We start from the raw sequence: 17,848 nt of genomic DNA on the forward strand, positions 1-17,848 counted from the left end.
ACCTCCCCCATCGCGAAAACGGCACGGCGACGTTAGGAGAATTTCCGCGCTTTGGCGAGCCCGTCGGCCCTGCCATGTCGGCGGGCGGACGGGCCAGTCGGAGCAGCCTCAATAGCCGGCTTTGATCTTCTCGAACTCGGCGATCATCTTGAGCTTGAGATCGGAGGGGATCGGCGACTGGAACAGCGTCTTGTCGACGAATTTCTGCACGTCGTCGTAGCCCTTTTCCTTCAGGATCGCCTGGTCGACGCCGGCCATGCCCTGGGCGTTGGCCTGGCCATAGCCCCAGTCCTTGACCAGCACCTTGGCGGTTTCCGGATCGTTGATGGCGTTCAGATAGTCATAGGCCTTGTCGACATTGTCCGGCGCATCCTTGAACAGCACATAGCCGCAGACCCAGGTCGAGATACCCTCGGCGGTGTCCTTCTTGGCCTTGATCGGCACGCCGGCGGCGACCGACTGCACCGTGGCGTCATTCCAAGCCCAGGCGAGATCGACCTCGCCGCCGCTCAGCTGCTGGACGATGTCGGTGGTGTCGGTCCAGTAGGAGCGGACATTCTTGTGTACCTGGCGCAGGAAGTCGGACGCTTGCTTGAACTGGTCGTCCGTCATCTTGGTCCAGTCCTTGAGCCCGATGGCGAGGCTGGCCAGCGCGTAGGCGTCGTCGACATTGTCGCCGATCGAAACCCGACCCTGGAACTTGGGATCGGCGAAGGCCTTCAGCGACTGCACGTCCTTCTCGTCGACCTTGTCGGAATTGTAGGTGAGCTGCGTGTTGCCCCAATCCCAGGGCATGAACCAGGCCTTGCCGTCGGCGGTGGTGGCAAGATCCTTCATCGCCATGATGCCGGGATTGAGGTCCTTCCAGCCCGCGATCTTCGAGGTGTCGAGCGGCTGCAGCAGCCCTGCCTCGCGCCATTTCACCACGCTCTGCGAACAGGGATGACCGAGGTCGGCCTTGAAGCCGGAGCGGACCTTCTCGAACGCCTCGTCCTCGTCGCCGAAGAAGGTGAATGTCGGCGAGTCGCCGTTCTTCTCGACATATTTCGGGTGGAAGCTGGGGTCTTCGTAACCGGACCAGTCGAACACGATCAGGTCCTTGTCGGCGGCAACGGCGAGCGCCGCCGCCGAAGCCGCCAGCGTTGCACCCAGTGCCAATGTCAGTGTCAGGCGTCGGCTGAGTATCTTCATTGCTGTTCCATCCTCTTTTGGTTGTTGATGCCGGCTTGATGCCGCCGGCTTTCTCACGGGTAATGCTTTGGAAATGCCGCCGACAGGAACGCGTTCGCCGCCTGCAGCGCGCTCTCGCGGGTGACGTCCTCGGTCCCCATCATCAGCCGCAGCCACAGACCTTCCAGCATGGCGCTCAGCGCCAAGGCGATGACTTGCGGCTCATAGGCATAGCCGCCGCTCTCTTTGAGCGTTGCGCAGAGATCGATGAAGATCTTCTGGTAGGCCGCGTCGCGCGCGCCGCAGAGCGCCTGATAGGTCGGCCGCGACTTGGCCTCGCCCCAAAAGGCGCACCAGGCGGCCAGCTTGCGCTTGTTGCAGATCGAACGGTCGAAATCGGCAGCAACCAGCGCCCGCAACTGGTGGGCCGGGTCCTCGCCGGCCTTGGTCAATGCGGCACGCCAGTGCGCGGCATATTCGTCGGCCATGTATTGCAACGTGGCGACGAGCAGCTTGTCCTTGCTTTCGAAGTGAAAGTTGACGATGCCGCGCGACAGGCCCGCGCCATCGGCAACGTCGGCCATCGTCGTCTCCGAATAGCCGCGCTTGGCCAGCGAATCGATCGTCGCCTCGATCAGCTGTTGCTGCCGGACTTCCTTCGACGCCTTGCGGCCGCGCTTTTCGGCGTCGCCTTTTCGTGCTGGTTCAGGAAGGACATCCCTGGCTTCTGCGGTCTTCATCGGCGTCATGATCTCCAGCATTGCCGGCTACCCAACCGGCTTTCGACCGCGAAGATGAGTGGGACGGTGCTCACCACTGTCAAGCACCTTCTGCATGGCTTCCCAGGTCCGGATGTTCTTGTCGACATAGGCAGCGCCGACCGCGGCAGTGACCGTCGGATAGAGCGGACCTTTCAGCCTCTCCAGCTCGCCGCGAGCGACCTCGCGATACCAGGGATTGCGGTCGCGAATGGTGACATCGGCAAACCCTGCCCGGCGCATCGCCAGCGCATAGCGCTCAGGCGAGGCCATGGCGAAGGACAGCCCCTCGGCCGCGACATAGGCCTTCATCTCGGACGACGGTTCGCCATCATGCGAGATCATCCAATTCGATGCCGCAAACATTCCGCCCGGCTTCAGCACACGAAAGATTTCGGCAAACAGCGCGTCCTTGTCGGGTACGTGCAGCAGCGCATCCTTGGAGAAGACGACGTCGAAGGAAGCATCTGTGAAAGGCAGCGGACCGGGCGGCGCCTGGACGAAGCTGACGCGGTCGCTAAGCCCGCGAGCCACTGCCCGTCTCCGCGCCACCTCGATCACCGGTCTCTCGACATCGAAGCCGATGGCGTGAGCGGCACCGTGGTGCTCGACCAGATGCAATGTAATGCCGCCCGCACCGCAGCCGATGTCGAGGATCGTCTTGCCCGCGAGCGACAGGCCTTCGACGACCCGGTCGACCTCGTCGGGCCCGCCCGGCGACAGATAGCCATCGCCCCACAGCGCCTCCAGGAAGCGGATGGCGGTGTCGTCATATTCCGGCTCGGCGTCCGCCGTTTCGATCATCTGACCTCAGCTCCGACTGCCTGCAGGACAGCCCAGAATGTCGGCAAAGCCTAGCGCATAAACAGGAAAACGCAACATCATTTGTTGAACATTCATTCAATATGGCTGGACAAAATGGCTGAAGCCGTGCCAAATTCCGAGCATTCGGGAACAGATCACATAAGAATGAACGGTGAGATCGCCATGAAGGCTCGGCGTATATGAAGGCGTGGGATGCAATCGTCATCGGCGGCGGCCACAACGGGCTGGTCAACGCCTGCTATCTCCAGCGCGCCGGCCTCGACGTGCTGGTGGTGGAGAAGAACGACTGGGTCGGCGGTGCGGCCACCAGCAGGGAACTGACGCCCGGTTTCCTCTACTCCAACTGCTCCTATGTTTGCTCGCTGTTCCGGCCCGAGATCATGCGCGATCTCGAGCTGCCGCGCTTCGGCCTGCAGGTGATTTCCTACGAGGGTGGCGCGGTCTTCACCCGCGACGGCGACTACCTCGCCAACTACCGCGACCATGACGCGCATCGGCGCGAGTTCGCCCGTTTCTCCAGGCGCGATGCCGAAGCCTATGACCGCTACGCCCGAGACGTGACGCGGCAGTGCCGTTTCATCCAGCCGCTGCTGATGCGCACCGCGCCGGACCCGACAAGCTTGCGGCCGCGCGACCTCGGCGAGCTTCTTTATCTCGGCAAGAAATTCGCCGGCCTCACGGCGGAAGAAATGGCGCTGACGCTGCGCTTCTGGACCATGTCGATCTCGGACTTCCTCGACGAATATTTCGAGACCGACGTCATCAAGGCGAACTTCGCGCTCTCCGGCATCATCGGCACGGCGCTCGGTCCGATGTCGCCGGGCACGGCCTACGTGCTGCTCCACCACTATATGGGCGAGGTCGACGGCTCGGTCGGCGCCTGGGGCTATGCGCGCGGCGGCATGGGCGCCGTCACCAAGGCGCTCGCCGCGTCCTTCAAGGCTTCCGGCGGCACCATCCGCACCGGCGCCGAGGTCGACCACGTGCTGGTCAGCCGAGGCAAGGCGAAAGGCGTGGTGCTGGCCGGCGGCGAGGAGATTTATGGCAAGCTCGTCGTCTCCAACGCCGACGTGAAGCGCACCTTCTTGAAACTGGTCGAAGAAAAGGAACTGCCCGATGTCTTCCTGCGCCGGGTCAGGAACTTCAAGATTCGTGGCTCGTCGGGCAAGGTCAACATCGCGCTGGATTCGCTGCCCGAATTCCCGGCGCTTCCGAAGGATTCGCCGGTCTATCGCGGCGATATGCATTTCACCGATTCGATGGAGCGCATGGAGCGCGCCTATGACGACTGGAAGGCCGGGCGCTGGTCGGTCGACCCGTTCCTCGACATGGTCATCCCGACGACGCTCGACCCGACCATGGCGCCGCCGGGCAAGCATTTCATGAGCTGCTTTGTGCAATACGCGCCGCCCAAGGTGAACGGCCACGACTGGACCGACGCCGATCGCGACGGCTTCGCGGAAAGCGTCATCGCGCAGATCGCGGAATATTCGCCGGGCTTCCGCGATCGCATTGTCCATATGGAAGTGCGCACGCCGCGCGAGATCGAGGCCGAGGTCGGCCTGACCGAAGGCAACATCTTCCAGGGCGAGCTGACCTTCGACCAGCTTCTGTTCAATCGTCCGGTTCCCGGCTACGCGCAATACCGCTCGCCGGTCGGTGGGCTCTATATGTGCGGCTCCTCCACTCATCCCGGCGGCGGCGTCATGGGCGCGCCTGGCCGCAATGCCGCCGCCGAAATCCTGCGCGACCTTGCCAAGTCAACCTCTCATATGAGCCCGGCCCATGACGTCATTTGATGTGATCATCATCGGCGGCGGCCATAACGGCCTTGTCGCCGCTGCAGTGCTGGCGAAGAGCGGCCGCAAGGTGCTCGTGCTGGAAGCCGCAACCGATATCGGCGGTGCGGCGCGGACCGACGAATTCGCCCCGGGCTTTCGTGTCTCCTCCGTCGCCCATGTGCTGAACCGTCTGCATCCCGATGTCGTGAAAACGTTGGAGCTGGAACGTCACGGGCTGGAGATTGCACGCGGCGATTTCGTGCCGACCGTTGCGCTGTCCAGGGATGGCCCGCCGCTTATGCTGCATGGCGCCTATGGCGAGGTGCTGACCGGCGCCAGTTCGTCCGAGCAAACCGCATGGAAGGAACTACGCGCCCAGCTGCTGCGCTATGCCGGCATACTGAAGCCCTTCTTGTCACGCCGTCCGCCCGACCTTGGCGCCATGTCGCTGCGGGAGACGGCAGCTCTTGGCCAGACAGCGCTGGCGCTGAAGAAACTCGGCAAGGAGGACATGCGCGATTTCCTGCGCGTGCTGTTGATGAATGTCGCCGACCTGCTTGATGAGCAACTCACCGACGACCGGCTGAAAGGCCTGCTCGCCTTCGACGCGACGCTCGGCAGCCATCTCGGTCCGCGTTCGCCGACCTCGCTGCTCGGCCTCTACTACCGGCTGGCGGGCGAGACGGGCGGCATCGCCGGGGCGCAGATGCTGCCTAAAGGCGGCATGGGCGCGGTCATCGCCGCCATCCGTGCAGCGGCGGAGAAGGCCGGCGTGACCATCCGCGCCAAGTCACCTGTCGCCAGGATCATCGTCGAAAAAGGTCGCGCCGTCGGCGTCGCGCTCGACAGCGGCGAGGTGCTACGTGCGAAAACGCTCATCTCCGCCGTCAATCCGGCAACAACCATCCTCGATCTCGTCGGACCGCGCGAGGTCGACACAGGCTTCGTACGCAAGGTCAAAAGTATCCGCATGAAGGGCGATGCGGCCAAGCTGCATCTGGCGCTCGACCGGCCGCCGCAATTTGCCGGTATCGACGCCGCCGGCCACAAGGGCCGCCTGGTCATCGCGCCCTCGCCCGATCACGTCGAGCGTGCCTTCAATCCCTGCAAATATGGCGAGTTCTCACCTGAACCCGTGATGGAGATCACGCTGCCCAACCTCACCGATCCGTCGCTTGCGCCCGCCGGCGCCTGCGTGCTGTCGGCGGTCGTGCAATATGCACCCTATGCGCTGAAGGAAGGCTGGAGCGCGGGCAAACCGAAATTCCTGAAGGCGATCATGGCTCAGCTCGAGACCTACGCGCCGGGCATTTCCAAGACCGTGCTTCACACCGAGCTTCTGACGCCGGCCGATATCGAGGCGCGCTACAGGATGCCCGGAGGCCACTGGCATCACGGCGAATTGCAGGCCGACCAGATGCTGATGTCGCGGCCGATGTCCGGATGGTCGGGCTACGACACGCCGGTCGAAGGGCTATTCCTCGCCGGCGCAGGCTCGCACCCAGGCGGCGGCGTTTCCGGCGCGCCCGGCCTCAACGCCGCGCGCCGCATCATCGCGATGAGGGCATGACCATGGCGCAAGCAACCAGGAAGAAGCCGGTCGTGACCGGCGCCGACACCGCCCTCGAAGCTCGCCTCGCGGCGCAATCGCATTTCCGCACACTGCGGCTGGGCACCCCCTTCCAGCCGCGCATCGACGCGCTGGCCAAGGCCCAGGACTGGTACAATTGGGCCGGCTACCGCGCCCCGCATTCCTTGTGGGACGAGGAACTGGAATATTTCGCCATCCGCAGCCAGGCGGCCTTGTTTGACATCTCACCGATGACGAAATACCGCATCGAGGGTCCCGGCGCCGAGGCCTTCCTCAACCGCGTCACCTTGCGCGACGTGACCAAGCTCAAGCCGGGCCGCGTCCACTACACCGCATGGTGCGACGACGCAGGTTTCGTGCTCGACGACGGCACTTTGTTCCGGCTGTCGCCGACCCGCTTTCGTCTTTGCTCGCAGGAGCGACATCTGCCCTGGCTGCTGGACAGTGCCATCGGTTTCGAGATCACCGTTAAGGAAGAAACCGAGGCCGTCGCCGGCCTGGCGCTGCAAGGCCCGACCTCGTTCGCCTTGCTGCGCGATGCCGGTTTCGCCGGCGTCGAGCGGTTGAAAATTTTCGACCTCGCCGAGTTCCCGCATGACGGCGGCGCGGTCACCATTTCGCGCACCGGGTTCACCGGCGACCTCGGCTACGAACTGTTCGTGCAAGCCGAGAAGGCACTGAGCCTCTGGGACCGGCTGATGGCGGCGGGCGAGTTGCGCGGCATCCGCGCCATTGGTTACACGGCGCTGAACCGCGCCCGGCTCGAAGCCGGGCTGATCGTCGCCAATGCCGACTTCACCACGGCCGAGCACGCCATCCGCGCCGACCGTCTGCGCATGCCTGACGAGATCGGCCTCGGTTTCATGATCGACCTGGAAAAAAGCCATTTCAACGGCCGCCGCGCCATCCTCGAAGCGCGGACCAAGAGAAAGCTGCGGCACGTGCTGGTCGGGCTGGAGATCGAAGGCAACATCCCGGCCGAGCATGCCATCGTCTACCACAAGAAGAGCCAGGAGGTCGGTCTGGTCAGCGCCGCCATGTGGTCACCCATGGCCAAGCGCAATATCGCCATCGCCTCACTGGCACGGCCTTTTGGGGATACGATGGTCGAAGATCTCTGGGTCGAGATCTACGCCATGCGCGAATTGCAGTACCAGAAGCTGATGAAGCGGGCCAAGGTGGTGCAGCGCCCTTTCATCAAGCTCGACCGCCGCACCACCAACCCGCCGGCGGATTTCTGAGCATGAGCGATGAGGCAGAGCGCGAAGCCGCCGAACAATGGCAGCTGGTCAATACACCGCTCGGTGAAAAATGGTCCGGGCGCACCCGCTATGCCGCCGCCATGTTCTTCTACAAGCGCGGCGAGATGAGCGCCGAGACGCTCGAGGTCTACCGCATCTGCGCGCGGCTGGATTCCACCGATCCGTTGCCGATCATCCGCGACCGCGGCGGCGGCCAGGACTGGCTGAAGCGCATGGGCTACAAATAGCGACGCGGGTCGATTATCCGATCGTCTTCTCGAGCATGCCGATCCAGTTGCGGTAGGCGATCTTCTCGATCAGCGCGCGGCCGAAACCCCGCGCGGCAAGCGCGTCGATCAGTTTCGGCAGGCCGGCGACATCGCCGATGACGGCCGGGATCATGGCGCCGTCGAAATCCGAACCTAGGCCGACCCCGTCCTCGCCCAGCGCCTGCAGCAGCGAGTCGACATGGCGCACCATGATCTCGAGTGAGGTGTCGGCGTTCATCCTGCCGTCCTCGCGCAGGAAGCCGGTGGCGAAGTTCAGCCCGACCATGCCGCCGCTTTCGCGGATGGCGCCAAGCTGCCAGTCGGTAAGGTTGCGGGAATGGCCGCAGATCGCGTGCACGTTGGAATGCGTGGCGACCAGCGGCGCATCACTGATTTCAGCGACGTCGCGAAAACCCTTTTCATTGAGATGCGAGAGGTCGATCATGATCTTCAGCTGGTTGCACGCCTTGACCAGCGCCTTGCCGGCATCGGTCAGGCCGGGCCCGGTGTCGGGCGAGGACGGAAAGCGGAACGGCACGCCGTTGCCGAAGGCATTCGGGCGGCTCCAGACGATGCCGAGCGAGCGCAGGCCGGCGGCGTGCAGCACGTCGAGCATGGTGAGTTCGGGATCGATCGCTTCGACGCCCTCGATGTGGAACACCGCCGCGATCGAACCCTTCGCCATCGCGTCGCGCACGTCGCCGGCGCTGCGGCATACGGTCAGCGCTCCGGCCCGCTCCAGCCGGAACAGGATCGAGGCCATGGCGATGGTGGAGGTGAGGGCTTCGCTGCGCGGAAGCTCGGGCGGCAAGGGCTCGTTGTCGCTCGGCGCCGGCGGCACCGCGGCGCGTTTGGTTTTCTCGACCGGCGGCGGGAAGATCGCGAACATGCCGCCGGCAAAGCCGCCCTTTTTGGCGCGCGGCAGATCGATATGGCCGCCTTGCGTCCCCTCGATGAACAGCTTTTCGACATCCGCCTCCTTCGACTGATAGAGCCTGAGCAGCGTGTCGTTGTGGCCGTCGAAGACGGGGACGAGATCGGTTTCGGTCATCAGGAAGCCATTCGGTTGAGGGCCCGCAGGCCGGGAGCCTGCCTGCGGGCGATACCTCTACTTAGGCAAGATGGCCAAATCGCGCAAATGCCAGACAGGTGATTGCATTTGTAACTGCTCGCGCGACCGTCTGTCTCCGCGCGGACAAACGCCTATTGCTTCAGCACGTCGGCCCATTCCGGATGGCGGCGGAACTGGGCGTTGGCGAAAGGGCAGAGCGGGATGATCTTCTTGCCGGCCGCGCGCGCATCCTCGACGGCGCGGGTGACGAGCCGAAGCCCCGCGCCCTGGCCGCGAAACGCATCCGGCACTTCGGTGTGGTCGATGATAAGCTGGTGCTCGCCGATCTTGGTGAAGGTCATCTCGGCCTCGGCGCCGCCAGGTCCGCGCAAGAAATAGCGCCCCTTGGAGCCGCGGTCCTCCAGTTCGATCTCAGGCAATTGGTCAGGCATTGCTTAGGCTCCTTCAACAGGCACGCCGGCGAAGAACCGCCGCGCCGCCTCGATTTCATTCGGCCGCACCTCGTGCCCGCCCTCATGCCATTCCACAGTGACATCGGCGCCATCGGCGCGCAAATAGGCCTCGAGCCGCGACGTCAGGTTGGGCGGGCAGATCGGGTCACGCTTACCGGCAGTGACCAGGATGTGGCGGCCGGCAAGGCTGCCCTTCACCTCCGGCTCGAACGGGATCAGCGGATGCATCAGCACCGAGGCATTGAACAGGTCGGGTGCAGCGAACACCACCGAGGCCAGGATGTTGGCGCCGTTGGAATAGCCGAGCCCAAGCACCGACGACGGCCTTGCCGCCTCGACCTGCGCCTTGACGAAGCCAACCATCTTGCCGGTCGCCCGCGCGAGGTCGTCCATGTCGTAGACGCCCTCGCCGGTGCGGCGGAAGAAGCGTGCCGCGCCCATTTCTGCAACGTCGCCGCGCGGCGACACTATCATACCGTCTGGAACGAGATCGCGCCCGAGCGAAAGCAACTGGCTCTCGTCTCCGCCAGTGCCGTGGAAGACGAAGAGCAGCGGGCCGCCCGGCGAACCGGGCAGCAGCTTGTGGATGTAGGCGTCCTTGCTCATGGTCCTCAGCCCCCCAGCTTCTGCAAATGCTGTTCGAGATAGGGCCTGAGATGCTGGTGCTGCGTCGGCAGCTTCAGCGCTTCGCCAAGATGGGCAGTGTCCTCGTCGCGGTCGAAGCCCGGCTCGTTGGTGGCCACCTCGAACAGCACGCCGCCCGGCGTGCGGAAATAAATCGCCCAGAAATAGTCGCGGTCGATCACCGGCGTCACCTGATAGCCGGTGTCCATCAGCGCCTTGCGCACTTCGAGCTGCTTCGCGCGGTTTTCGACGGCGAAGGCGACATGGTGGACCGAGCCGGCGCCAAGATTGGCGAAGGCAGCACCCGGCAGCGATTCGATGTCGACGACATCGGCGCCGTTGCCATTCTTCACCGCCAGCCGCGTGACGTTGCCGGACTTGTCGACTTCCTCATAGCCCATGAACTTCAACAGCTCCTCGGTGGCGCCGCCGTCCTTGAGCCTGAGCGACACCGAGTGGAAGCCACGGATCGCTTCGTCTGCGGGTACGCCGCCTTTCACCCATGGCGCGCGGCTGTCGGCCTTGTCCTCGACGAGGGCAAAACCGTCGCCATCGGGACCGGCGAAGGCCAGCCGCTTCTCGCCGAACGCTTCTTCGCGCGACAGCCCGGCAATGCCCTCGTCGGCGAAGCGCTTCTCCCAATAGGCAAGCGTGCCTTCAGGCACCGAATAGACGGTGGTGCCGACTTCGCCGACGCCATGGCGGCCCTTGCCGATGTTCGGGAACGGAAAGTAGGTCATCACCGAACCCGGCGTGCCGACCTCGTCGGCATAGTAGAGGTGGTAGACGTCGGGCGCGTCGAAATTGACGGTTTTCTTGACCCGGCGCAGGCCGAGCTTCTTGGTGAAGAACGCATTGTTCTGGCGCGCATCGCTGGCCATCGAGGTGACGTGATGCAGGCCCTTGATCTGGTCGAGCATTTTTCTGCTCCTTCCCTTGCTACTTGTGCGGCCCATGCCGCTGTCCACGCCAATATGAGGATAGGCACGCCGGCGTCAAAGGGCGCAAACACAGAATGGACTGTGCTGTAAAAGTGAACGAAGAAGCACATTTTGTTCACCGATCGACGAACTGAACCCAGCTTGCAACGGCCCGGAATTTCGGCTCCATGAGCGGCGCGCCTTCATCCAGTGAGGAGACCCAGATTGGCCAAATCCGGTAGACGCCCGAACGTTCTCCTCATCACCTGCGACCAATGGCGCGGCGATTGCCTGTCCGCCGCCGGCCATCCCGTGGTGAGGACTCCGAACGCCGACGCGCTTGCCGCCGACGGCGTCCTGTTCCGGCGCCACTATGGCGGAGCCGCACCCTGCTCGCCGGCGCGTGCCTGCCTCTACACCGGCCTCTACCAGATGAACAACCGCGTCTGCCGCAACGGCACGCCGCTCGACACCCGCCACGGCAACATCGCGCTCGCGGTCAGGGCCCTCGGTTATGATCCGACGCTATTCGGCTACACCGACGTCTCGCTCGACCCGCGCCGCCTGGCGCCTGGTGACCCCAGGCTGAAGAGCTACGAGGGCGTGCTGCCCGGCTTCAGCGTGCGCCAGTTCCTGCCCGAGCACCAGAAACCCTGGCTGTCATGGCTGAAGGCGCGCGGCGTCGAAACCGGCGCCGGCTTTCCCGACATCCATCGCCCTGTTGGTGGAGAGGCCGGAGATGACGTGACCCTCACGCCGCCCGTCTATTCGAAGGACGAGACGCCGACGGCCTTCCTCGCCGGCGAGTTCATCCGCTGGCTCGGCGAACAGGAAGGCGGCGCGCCGTGGTTCGCACATCTCTCCTTCATCAGTCCGCACCCGCCCTTCATCGTGCCGGACCCCTACAACACACTATACGATCCCGTCGACGGCCCCGCCTTCCGTCGCGCCGAAAGCTGGCAGGCAGAGGCGGAGCGTCACCCTTACCTCGCCTACGATCTTGGCCGGCAGAAGCGCGCCAGTTTCCGCCCCGGTGCCGAGGGCAAGGTGCGCGACTGGGGTGACGACAATTTTCGGGCCATCCGCGCGCTCTACTACGGCATGATCTCGGAAGTGGACGCGCAGCTTGGCCGCCTCTGGCAAGCGCTCAAGACGGCTGGCGCATGGGACGACACCGTCGTCGTGCTGACCTCGGACCACGCCGAGATGATGGGCGACCATTTCATGCTCGGCAAAGGAGGCTTCTTCGACGGCAGTTTTCACATCCCGCTGATCATCCGCGACCCGCGTCGCAGCGGGACATCGGGCAACCAGGTCGACCGCTTCACCGAGGCCGTGGACATACTGCCGACGCTGCTCGAGCTGCTCGACCAGGATCCGCCGCCACATCTCGACGGATTTTCGCTGAAGCCATTTCTGGAGAGCGAGACGCCAGAGGACTGGCGCGACGCGGCACACTGGGAATTCGATTTCCGCTCCATCGCCGGCGGCGAACCCGAACGCCATTTCGGCATTGGTTCGCGCCAGTGCAATCTTGCCGTCATCCGCACGGAAGAATTCAAGTACGTGCATTTCGGCGGCGGCCTGCCGCCGCTGCTGTTCGACCTGACGAAGGACCCCGGCGAGCTGACCAACATGGCCACCGATCCGGCCTATGCCGCGGTGCGGCTCGAGTTTGCCGAAAAACTCCTGGCCTGGCGCGCCACCCATCTCGACCAGTCACTAGCGCTGGCCGAGCTGACAGAGGACGGCGTTGTGGGGTATGTCAGTAGGACAATAAGGCAGTAGGCAGTGGGGAACAGGAAAAGCCAGTCCTACTGCCTACTGCCTACTGCCTACTGCCTACTGCCTACTGCCTGCTGCCTACTCCTTACTTCACCATCATCCGCTGCTGATCCCGCTTCTCGGCATAGCTGCCCTTCTCGTAGGCGGCCTGTGCCTCGAGCTGCTCCTTGGTGAAGGTGGTGTAGAGATATTTCTTGCCGTCCTTGTCGGTCATGAATTTGAGATTGTCCATGCCGACAGCCACTTCCTTCTCGCCGACGCCGAGGAAGCCACCAACGTCTACGATGACCGCGTCAGGCTTGCTGTCCGGCGCCAGCACGACATCGCCGATCTCGCCGACCTTGACGTCGTTGGCGCCGTAGACGGTCGTCCCTTTGAGGTCATCACCTCTGATTTCGCCGACCGGCATCTCTGTCAGCGTCGACTTGTCGATCGCCGCGGTTTGCGTGGGGTCGGTTGCCTTGACATCGGGCGTCGGGGTGGCCGGAGCCTCAGCTGTCACTTCGGGCGCAGGGGCGGCCGGAGCCTCAGCAGTCTTTTCCCCCGGGGCCGGGGCGGTCGTTGTTGGGGCGGCGGCCTTCGGGACCTCGTTCGAGGCCGTGCTGGCCGCCGGTGCCGGATCAAAGGCCTTGCGGTTGAAGTCCGGCTGCGCCTGCAGCTCTTCCTTCGTCGTCTGCACGACCAGCCAGCGATCGCCGTTCCGCTCGGCCCATTGCGTCTTTGCGAAGTCATAGGCGACGTTCTTTTCGCCCAGGCCAAGGAATCCACCGACGCCGATCACAAGCGACTGCGCCTGGTTGTCCTTGGTCAGAACGATGTCGTTCACATCGCCAATACTCTGGGCGTCGTCCGCGGTGCCGTTATAGACGGATTCGCCAATGATGTTGGTAGCCAGATTCCCATCTGCCTTTTTTACAACCGGTTCAGCCGGCGCGTTCATGTCGACAGGCTTCTGTGCCCCGGTAGCGTCCGTAGAAGACGTGTCGGTCGAGGCTGCTGGTGGGGCTGGGTCGTAAGGCTTTCTGTCGAAGTCCGGCAGCGCCGTCAGCGCTTCCTTCGAAGTCTCGGCGACCAGCCAGCGGTCGCCGTTCTTCTCGACCCACTGCAGCTTGTCGTAGTCGAACGCGACATCCTTCGCCCCGATGCCAAGAAAGCCGCCAACGCCGATGACGGCGGATTTCGCCTTGCCATTTTCGTCAAAGACAACATCGCTGACCTGGCCGATGCTTTGGGCATCGTCGGCCGTGCCGTTATAGACGGATTCACCGATGATGTTGGTCATCAGGCTGCCTTCCGCGCGCTCCACCGGAGCCGCTGGAGCCGTCTCGGTGGCGGGCGCCTCAGCAGGCGCTGGGGTTGTTGCCGTCTGTGCGAAAGCGCCGGTTGCAATCAGCGTTGCCAACGCGGTCGTCGCTAAAAGAGTGCGGATCATGATCGTCTCTCCTCGTGCCTGATTTCTGCACGCCGAGACCGACAAGAGGTCAGCCTCGGCATCCTCCTACTGGTTCACAACGTCGTGACCACGCTGTTGTTCCGAAATTAGGCGTGCTCGGCACATCCGGATAAGTCGCAGGAAACCTTGCGGGATTTCGCCCCAGCCAAGGGGAACCTTTCATCGGCCACTTCGTTTCAGCCTTTGGCTGGGACCTTCCCGGCCTGATGGGTTGTGAAGAAATCGGAGCGGGCATGCGATTTGCGGCGGTGCTGAACCGGGACGGCGGCACCTTGCGCACGACCGATCTCCCGGCGTTTTCCGAGCAGATGCGCAAGACGCTGGAGGCAGCGGGCCATTCCATCGACATCGACATCGTCGCCGGTGGCGACATCGAGGTTGCGCTGGAGAAAGCCGCGGCGCGGCGCGGTGTCAACGTCGTGCTTGCCGGTGGCGGTGATGGCACCATCTCGGCCGCGGCGGCCCTGCTGATGAATCGCAAGAAGGCACTGGCCATCCTGCCCGCCGGCACCATGAATCTTTTCGCTCGTGGGCTCGGCATCCCTCAAACGCTCGACGCCGCCGTGAAATCCTTTGCCGATGGCGAGGTGATCGCCGTCGACATTGCCAGCGCTAATGGCCGGCCATTCGTGCATCAGTTCTCGGTCGGCCTGCATGCAAAAATGGTGCAACTGCGCCAGAAGATGGAGTTCGGCTCACGCCTGGGTAAGATGCGGGCTTCTGTACGTGCCGCCTGGGTAACCATCAAGAACCCACCGGCCATGAACGTGACGCTGACCATCGGCGAAGCCGAGATCATCACCCGCACCACCGGCATTGGCATCACCAACAATCTGTTCGGCGAAGGCCACCTGCCCTACGCCGACAATCCCACCGGCGGCGTGCTCGGCATCTACATTGCCGTGGCGCGGCAGCGTGGCGAGTTGGCGAAGTTCTTCCTCGACATGGCGCGCGGCAGATGGCGCGACAGCGAGCATGTCGAAATCCACCAGGCCGACAGGGCGGTCCTGAAAATCCATTCGGCAGCGAAGAAATTCCGCGCCGTCATGGACGGCGAACTGGTCAGGCTCGAGCGTGAAACGGAAATCCGGATCCACCCCGGCGCGTTGAACGTGCTTGTGCCCGCGCGCGCCGCTCAGGCCAGGGCAGCGTGATGCAGCCCGACGCCATGACGCCGCAGCTAGCCGGCGGGTGCCTGGTCTTGATCGGCGGGCGTGTTGGTGTCGATCATCTCGCCATAGATCTCGGCGATGCCCCATGCGACAAAAGCCAGAAGCAGAGCCGCGATCAGAATCCTGAGGCCGTGCCGCCCCCACCGTCCTTGACGGGCTTTATCTTCAGGGATGATTTTCATGGTCGGCTCCCCCATGGTTTTGCGCCGGCGGACGGGACTGGCAAAGCATGGTCGGGTAACGATTCCTTGCTACGAAAGTTCCGCGGGCAGCCGCGTCTGACGGCATGGCGGCTTGCGACCACAAACCCGGGTATTTGGGGGCTCGGTGGACAACAGGGTTGAAAAAGCACCGGCTCTGCCGGCCGAAGTCTTCGACGCCGTAACCGCACCGGACCGGCTTGCCGTCCTCCATGGCCTCGATGCGCTCGATACGGCAGCTGATCCGGACTTCGATCGCATCAGCGGCCTTGCCGCGGCCGTCATGCATGCTCCTGTCGCGCTGATCACCCTGATAGATGTCGAGCGGCAGTGGTTCAAATCCTGTATCGGCTTCGATGAGACCGAAACGGCGACCGAAATATCTTTCTGCGCCCATGCGATCGCCGCCGGCGACGAGCCGATGGTTGTGGCCGACGCGACCCTCGACCCTCGCTTCGCCGGCAATCCGCTGGTCACCGGCAAACACCATGTCCGCTTCTATGCCGGCGCGCCGATGGTGGTGGCCGGCATCCGCATCGGCACACTCTGCGTGCTCGACCGCAAGCCTCATGCATTTCCGTCTGCCGCCAAGCTCGAGCAATTGAAGGCGCTTGCCGGCCTTGCCGCCAGCCTGTTCACGCTGAAGGACGCCACCCGCAATGGCGCCATCGCCGCGGCCGCACTTGAGCGCGAGGAAAAGCGCCGCGCCATCGCGCTCGACGCCGCATCTTTGGCCAGCTGGGCTTGGGACATCCGCACCGACATCATCGAATGTGATGTGCTGCTGTCGGAGCTGTTCAACCTGCCGCGCTCCAACCGGCTGCGAGCCCGCGACATCCTGGCCGCAATCGACCCGCGCGACGTCTACCAGACCGAGACGCGCTTTCGCGACGCGCTGACCGGCAGCGACGACTACTTTGGCGAATACCGCGTCAAGGGCATGCATCCGCCGCGCTGGGTGGCCACGCGCGGCCGTGTCATCGAACGCGACGGCGACGGCAAGCCGACGCTGATCTTCGGCGTCAACTACGACATCACCGAGCGCAAGCTCGGCGACGAACGGCAAAGGCTGCTGTTGCGCGAGCTGAACCACCGCGTCAAGAACACGCTGGCGACCGTGCAGGCGCTGGCGACACAGACCGTTCGCCATGCCCGCCAGCCCAGCGAATTCCTCGAAGCCTTCGGCGCCAGACTGCAGGCGCTGGGCGTTGCCCACAATCTGTTGTCGGACCGCGAATGGCGCGGCATCGGCATCAGGGAGTTGGTGCAGATCGAGGTCAAACCGTTCGACAGCACTGAGCGGCCGCGCATGACGATTTCCGGCGCCGATCTCCTGCTTACGCCCGACCAGGCGGTTGGGCTGGGCCTGATCCTGCACGAGCTTGCCAGCAATGCGCTGCAATACGGGTCGCTGTCGGCGGCGTCCGGAAGGGTCGATCTCACCTGGAAGGCCGAAGGCAAAAGAGGCGCGCGGCGCCTGGTGCTGACCTGGCGCGAAAGCGGCGGCCCGCAGGTTGAGCCCCCCGACCGCCACGGCTTCGGCTCGATCCTGATCCGCCGCAGCCTGGCCAAGGTCATCTCCAGCGAAGTGACCCACGAATTCCGCCCCGAAGGAGTCTTCGCCGAGATCTCGATGCCGCTGGAGGATCTGCCGAAGTAAGCCCGAATCTTTGTTTGACGCACTTCCGGACGGAAAACCGCTACACACTTTTCCTGGAATTGCTTCAGTCAGCTTCGCCGGCATCCTTGTCGTCGGCGTCGGGCTTCACGTTCTCGCGATAGATCGCGTAGGCGGCGAGCGCCACCGCAGGGCCAAGAATGGCACCCAGGCCGCCCTTGCCCTTGAGCAGCGCCGGCAACACGGCAAGGGCCGCCGTGATGCCGATCGCCTTCATGTCGGCGCTACGCCTGCGCGCCCGGCGCCGTGCGCGCGCACCGGCCGACAGCTGATAGACGATGAGGATAAGCCCCGCGACCGCCAGGAAACCGACGCCGAAGCCTATGGCGGCCGGCAACGAGCCATAGCGTTCGGCCGCCCAGATGTAGGCCGCGCCGATCAGGAAGCCGATGCCGCATAGTGCGGCAGTCGCGGCAACTGCATAGGCGATTGCGGCCGTGCGCGCGCGGCGCAGGGCCGCAACCGTTTCGCCCGTGGCGAGGGCTGAGATCAGCGATGCCAGCGTTCCCATCTGTGCAGGAACTAGCGCCGCGCCAGCAGCGCGAAGAGGAACCCCACGCCGGCGGCGATCGCCAGCGAGGTCACCGGCTTTTCGCGCACATTCGCCGCAATCTGCGCTTCGATGTCCTTGGCGTTGCCGCGCAGGCTGTCGAAGGCGGCTTCGCCCTGGGTCCGCAATTGTTCGACGCCTTCGCTGGCGGCGCGACGCGCCGTGCCATATCCATGTTCGCCGGTCTTGGCCAACTGCTTGGTGAGTTTTTCGATGTCGGCTTTCAACTGCCTGATGTCGGCTTCGAGGTCCGAATTCGCCCGGCTTTCGTTCGCGGTCTTTCCTGTGGCAGTCGCCATTGCTTAAC

The 17,848-nt window shown here is 64.1% G+C and carries 18 protein-coding genes; 7 read left to right on the forward strand and 11 right to left on the reverse strand.

Features of this window, described 5'->3' with window-relative positions; translation table 11 throughout:
• Positions 1–108: 108 nt before the first annotated feature.
• From A6B35_RS01160 to A6B35_RS01170, 3 genes are read right to left on the reverse strand one after another with little or no spacing between them, the layout of a single operon-like run.
• Positions 109–1,191: an ABC transporter substrate-binding protein gene (locus tag A6B35_RS01160; protein ID WP_006201236.1), complete on the reverse strand. Its 1,083-nt coding sequence runs from the start codon at positions 1,189–1,191 to the stop codon at positions 109–111.
• 53 nt (positions 1,192–1,244) lie between these two features.
• Complete coding sequence (gene betI / locus A6B35_RS01165) at positions 1,245–1,931, reverse strand: transcriptional regulator BetI (RefSeq protein ID WP_006201235.1); 687 nt, start codon at positions 1,929–1,931, stop codon at positions 1,245–1,247.
• 6 nt (positions 1,932–1,937) lie between these two features.
• The gene (locus A6B35_RS01170) at positions 1,938–2,732 is read right to left on the reverse strand and encodes a methyltransferase domain-containing protein (RefSeq protein WP_006201234.1); all 795 of its coding nucleotides are present in this window, start codon (positions 2,730–2,732) and stop codon (positions 1,938–1,940) included.
• Between the two features lie 200 nt (positions 2,733–2,932).
• Between A6B35_RS01170 and A6B35_RS01175 the strand changes: the two genes are divergently transcribed.
• Genes A6B35_RS01175 through A6B35_RS01190 form a run of 4 tightly spaced genes read left to right on the forward strand, consistent with a single transcriptional unit; the run spans position 2,933 to position 7,614 of the window.
• Complete coding sequence (locus A6B35_RS01175) at positions 2,933–4,552, forward strand: phytoene desaturase family protein (RefSeq protein ID WP_006201233.1); 1,620 nt, start codon at positions 2,933–2,935, stop codon at positions 4,550–4,552.
• Positions 4,539–6,104, forward strand: a complete 1,566-nt coding sequence (locus A6B35_RS01180) for a phytoene desaturase family protein (RefSeq protein WP_006201232.1) — start codon at positions 4,539–4,541, stop codon at positions 6,102–6,104. Before A6B35_RS01175 ends, A6B35_RS01180 begins: the two co-directional genes overlap by 14 nt.
• Before the next feature lie 2 nt (positions 6,105–6,106).
• On the forward strand, positions 6,107–7,366 hold the full coding sequence (locus A6B35_RS01185) for an aminomethyl transferase family protein (RefSeq protein ID WP_065518131.1): 1,260 nt from the start codon (positions 6,107–6,109) through the stop codon (positions 7,364–7,366).
• A gap of 2 nt (positions 7,367–7,368) precedes the next feature.
• On the forward strand, positions 7,369–7,614 hold the full coding sequence (locus A6B35_RS01190; RefSeq protein WP_006200564.1) for a hypothetical protein: 246 nt from the start codon (positions 7,369–7,371) through the stop codon (positions 7,612–7,614).
• 13 nt (positions 7,615–7,627) lie between these two features.
• Here the strand turns inward: A6B35_RS01190 and A6B35_RS01195 are convergent, their stop codons facing one another.
• The 4 genes from A6B35_RS01195 to A6B35_RS01210 all read right to left on the reverse strand — a co-directional run bounded on the left by A6B35_RS01195 (position 7,628) and on the right by A6B35_RS01210 (position 10,703).
• Positions 7,628–8,686, reverse strand: coding sequence for a dipeptidase (locus tag A6B35_RS01195; RefSeq protein WP_006200563.1), 1,059 nt, complete (start codon positions 8,684–8,686; stop codon positions 7,628–7,630).
• 152 nt (positions 8,687–8,838) lie between these two features.
• Positions 8,839–9,138, reverse strand: coding sequence for a GNAT family N-acetyltransferase (locus A6B35_RS01200; protein WP_006200562.1), 300 nt, complete (start codon positions 9,136–9,138; stop codon positions 8,839–8,841).
• Positions 9,139–9,141: 3 nt separating this feature from the next.
• Entirely contained in the window at positions 9,142–9,765 is a 624-nt protein-coding gene (locus A6B35_RS01205) for an alpha/beta hydrolase (protein WP_065518132.1), read from the reverse strand.
• A gap of 5 nt (positions 9,766–9,770) precedes the next feature.
• On the reverse strand, positions 9,771–10,703 hold the full coding sequence (locus tag A6B35_RS01210; protein ID WP_006200069.1) for a VOC family protein: 933 nt from the start codon (positions 10,701–10,703) through the stop codon (positions 9,771–9,773).
• Between the two features lie 225 nt (positions 10,704–10,928).
• On the opposite strand from A6B35_RS01210, the gene A6B35_RS01215 reads away from it, so the two are divergent.
• Entirely contained in the window at positions 10,929–12,491 is a 1,563-nt protein-coding gene (locus A6B35_RS01215) for an alkaline phosphatase family protein (protein WP_006200068.1), read from the forward strand.
• Between the two features lie 82 nt (positions 12,492–12,573).
• Here A6B35_RS01215 and A6B35_RS01220 read toward each other — a convergent pair whose 3' ends face one another.
• Positions 12,574–13,920 (reverse strand): PRC-barrel domain-containing protein, encoded by a 1,347-nt coding sequence (locus A6B35_RS01220; RefSeq protein ID WP_006200067.1) that lies wholly within the window; start codon positions 13,918–13,920, stop codon positions 12,574–12,576.
• 254 nt (positions 13,921–14,174) lie between these two features.
• Here A6B35_RS01220 and A6B35_RS01225 point away from each other — a divergent pair, with 254 nt between their 5' ends.
• A complete protein-coding gene (locus tag A6B35_RS01225; protein WP_065518133.1) occupies positions 14,175–15,095 on the forward strand; it encodes a diacylglycerol/lipid kinase family protein in 921 nt (306 codons plus the stop codon).
• 26 nt (positions 15,096–15,121) lie between these two features.
• Here the strand turns inward: A6B35_RS01225 and A6B35_RS36100 are convergent, their stop codons facing one another.
• Positions 15,122–15,295, reverse strand: coding sequence for a hypothetical protein (locus A6B35_RS36100; protein WP_085983167.1), 174 nt, complete (start codon positions 15,293–15,295; stop codon positions 15,122–15,124).
• Between the two features lie 145 nt (positions 15,296–15,440).
• Here A6B35_RS36100 and A6B35_RS01235 point away from each other — a divergent pair, with 145 nt between their 5' ends.
• A complete protein-coding gene (locus tag A6B35_RS01235) occupies positions 15,441–16,973 on the forward strand; it encodes a sensor histidine kinase (protein ID WP_006203846.1) in 1,533 nt (510 codons plus the stop codon).
• A gap of 64 nt (positions 16,974–17,037) precedes the next feature.
• Here the strand turns inward: A6B35_RS01235 and A6B35_RS01240 are convergent, their stop codons facing one another.
• Both A6B35_RS01240 and A6B35_RS01245 read right to left on the reverse strand, forming a co-directional pair.
• Positions 17,038–17,502 carry a hypothetical protein gene (locus tag A6B35_RS01240; protein ID WP_006203847.1) on the reverse strand — a complete coding sequence of 155 codons (465 nt, stop codon included), beginning with the start codon at positions 17,500–17,502 and terminating at the stop codon, positions 17,038–17,040.
• A gap of 11 nt (positions 17,503–17,513) precedes the next feature.
• A complete protein-coding gene (locus A6B35_RS01245; protein WP_006203850.1) occupies positions 17,514–17,840 on the reverse strand; it encodes an ElaB/YgaM/YqjD family protein in 327 nt (108 codons plus the stop codon).
• Between the last annotated feature and the right edge of the window lie 8 nt (positions 17,841–17,848).

The sequence above is a fragment of the Mesorhizobium amorphae CCNWGS0123 genome, assembly GCF_001686985.1.
GTDB lineage: Bacteria > Pseudomonadota > Alphaproteobacteria > Rhizobiales > Rhizobiaceae > Mesorhizobium > Mesorhizobium amorphae.